This is a genomic window from Deltaproteobacteria bacterium, assembly GCA_016183175.1.
Taxonomy (GTDB): Bacteria; UBA10199; UBA10199; order UBA10199; family SBBF01; genus JACPFC01.
This window is the reverse complement of record JACPFC010000035.1, coordinates 1-2,455: the sequence shown is the minus strand read 5'-3', so window position 1 is coordinate 2,455 and position 2,455 is coordinate 1. Positions and strand designations below refer to the sequence as shown.

The 2,455-nt window shown below is 50.9% G+C and carries 4 protein-coding genes; all 4 read right to left on the bottom strand.

The window, feature by feature from the left end; all coding sequences use genetic code 11:
• Nucleotides 1–82 precede the first annotated feature (82 nt).
• The gene (locus HYU99_04360; GenBank protein ID MBI2339591.1) at nt 83–670 is read right to left on the bottom strand and encodes an isochorismatase family protein; all 588 of its coding nucleotides are present in this window, start codon (nt 668–670) and stop codon (nt 83–85) included.
• On the bottom strand, nt 664–1,038 hold the full coding sequence (locus HYU99_04355) for a type II toxin-antitoxin system VapC family toxin (GenBank protein MBI2339590.1): 375 nt from the start codon (nt 1,036–1,038) through the stop codon (nt 664–666). The genes HYU99_04360 and HYU99_04355 overlap by 7 nt, the downstream gene beginning before the upstream one ends.
• The gene (locus HYU99_04350; protein MBI2339589.1) at nt 1,032–1,256 is read right to left on the bottom strand and encodes a hypothetical protein; all 225 of its coding nucleotides are present in this window, start codon (nt 1,254–1,256) and stop codon (nt 1,032–1,034) included. The genes HYU99_04355 and HYU99_04350 overlap by 7 nt, the downstream gene beginning before the upstream one ends.
• A gap of 98 nt (nt 1,257–1,354) precedes the next feature.
• Nucleotides 1,355–2,455, bottom strand: a 1,101-nt coding sequence (locus tag HYU99_04345) for a hypothetical protein (GenBank protein ID MBI2339588.1), incomplete at its 5' end; no start/stop codon positions are given.

The window sequence follows — 2,455 nt, the reverse complement described above, 5'->3', positions numbered from 1 at the left end:
TTTTGTAATTTGATCATACCCATGAACATTTTACAAGTAAATTGTTCAGCCCTAGGAACGTTTTACCATATTCGGGTTTGCGTCACCTGTTCGTCGTTGAACGTAAAAGGCTTTCCTTCAGCAAAGCGGAAATTTTTTTGAACGTCGGCGTGCCGGACTTCGCCATCAACTGGAAAAGGAGCGTTTCGGTGTTGGTGACAACAGCCCCCGCCTGACGGGCAAGGTCGAGGCCATTTTGATAATAGAATTTCTCCCGCGAGATGACGGCATCGCTCACAACAAAAGGTTGATATTTTTGTTTGAGCAGGCCCAGCGCCGTCAGATAGATACAGACATGCGTCTCCATGCCGGTGACGATGATGTTTTTTCGCCTGAAGATTTTTAGTTTTTTGTTGAACCCCGCATCCTCGCAACAACCGAAGGCCAGCTTGGACAGAGAATCATACTTTTTTCCCGCGAGAATTTTTTTGATCGGCTCGATGGTGGGGCCCAAGCCTTCCGGGTACTGCTCGGTGAGAAAAATCGGAATTTTCAATTCATCCGCCAGCGTCGCCAGCAGATTGATCTGCGTGCAGACCCTGGCAAGCACCGCCTGATCCATCGCGCGGGAGAGTTTTTCCTGGATGTCGATGATGAGGAGAAGAGAGTTTTTGGGTGTCGGATTTACCATAACACTTCGACGTGAAATTTCTTGATGCCCCGATCGGTGGTTACAATCGGAAAATTCATCCTTTTGGCGTAACCCACAATCAACCGGTCTGCGGGGTCCTGGTGCCGCCAATTGAGATTGATCGCATCGAACCACTCAGGACAACCGATATCGACAATTTGAATCTCCGGAATTTCACGATAGGAACGATAAAGCTCTTCTCCCGTGAGATTGATATCCAGCCTCTTTTTTTTCAGCTTAAGGGCGATTTCGGCAAAAGAAACGGAAAGGACAACAGCTCCTTTTTCAATGCGTTGCCGGACAGAATCGGAGACGGATGGCCGGATCTTACAAAGTTCAATCAGACAGCAGGTGTCGAGGACTACCATTTGTTTAAGGCCGGTAAAATTGGACTGTTGATGCCGCCTTTCGCTTTGACGGTGGTAATCAGGCCCCGCAGATCACTAACCATCTTTCGTCTAAGCGGAATGACTTTCAGGCAGGGATTATTCCGATCGGTAATAACCAATTCCTCGCCTGTCTGTTCAACCCGTTTCAGGTACCTGCTGGTATGCAGGGTAAACTGCCGTTTGCCGACTTGTTTCATACCTGACTGCATTCTAAATGAACCAACATAATGTGTCAACATCATGTTGGTTCATGAGATTTCATCAACCAGAACAATCATCTTGTGCGATTTCCGACCTATTCCTCTATTGGATCTATGATGTAATTCGTTCTCCGGAAACGGAGATACCGCACGCCAAACGGCGGAATCCGGAAATGGACCGTGCCGTTCTCGATCCGGGGAGGATCCGCGGGAAGATCCCGAAAATTGGGCAACTCCGCAAGCGGCCGCGCGGTTTCGTCGACCTGATAGGCCTCATCGAGTACCCATTGACCGAGAGGGAGATTTTGAACGTTCAGGTCAACACTTGCAGGTGCATTGTCATAGTTGGCCGCCAACAACAAAATTGACTCACCCGGCATATCCCTTCCCAGCATCAACTGGAAGGCCCGGCTCCCGGAGGGGATCGGCAAAACCTCAACATCATCGGCAACAAACTGATTCACGAGATGGAAGGCGGTTCCGGAGGGGGTCATGTATTTATCTTCGTAATACGGTTCGGTCCACCAGTTGGAATCGCCGGCAAAGGCGGGCGACCAGAATCCATCATCGAAAGGCCCATTTTCATCCGGGGGGATATAGTCCGTAAGCGCAAAGGCCGAATAGAACGCCGCCCCTTTGAGTTCTTCACCTTCATCCACCATACGAGCGAGCTGGATCAACTGATTCACAAAGAGCGCCGCTCCCGATGAAGCCTGCTCGCCAAATTCCGTTCCAAATCGGGTAAAGTTTCCTCCGATCGGGTCCAGACGGATGTCGGCGGAGGTCAGCCCCTCTATCCCTTCAGCCTCAAAATCGGCCAACAGGATATCGACCTGAAGTTTCGTATCGAATTCCTCAAAATCGTATTGCGGGGGATTCTGGAGTTCATCCCACCGGTTCCAATAGTAATGTTCGGAGGAGATAAAATTGACATAATCCCGCCAGGAATTCGGCCGGACGCCGCCACAAAACCAGGGAAGGGGATCGCCGACGGCGCATTCCTCGACAAGTTTGACAAACCAGGCGGATGCCAGAATGGTCTTTTCGTTTCCGTCTTCGTCAAGGATCGGTTGTTCGTCCTCGTCGGTTTCGACGATGGGGCCAAGGAGAAGCGCGGTGTAAGGTCCGCCGATTTCCGGTTCGGGGAGACCGAGTTCTTCCGCCGCCTCCCGAATCGCCTGCGCCGTGACCAGATA

What these genes read in the sequence shown, in the direction of transcription:
- HYU99_04350 (MBI2339589.1), bottom strand. Translation starts at nt 1,256, where the DNA reads ATGAAACAAGTCGGCAAACGGCAGTTTACCCTGCATACCAGCAGGTAC.
- HYU99_04360 (MBI2339591.1), bottom strand. Translation starts at nt 670, where the DNA reads ATGGTAAATCCGACACCCAAAAACTCTCTTCTCCTCATCATCGACATC.
- HYU99_04355 (MBI2339590.1), bottom strand. Translation starts at nt 1,038, where the DNA reads ATGGTAGTCCTCGACACCTGCTGTCTGATTGAACTTTGTAAGATCCGG.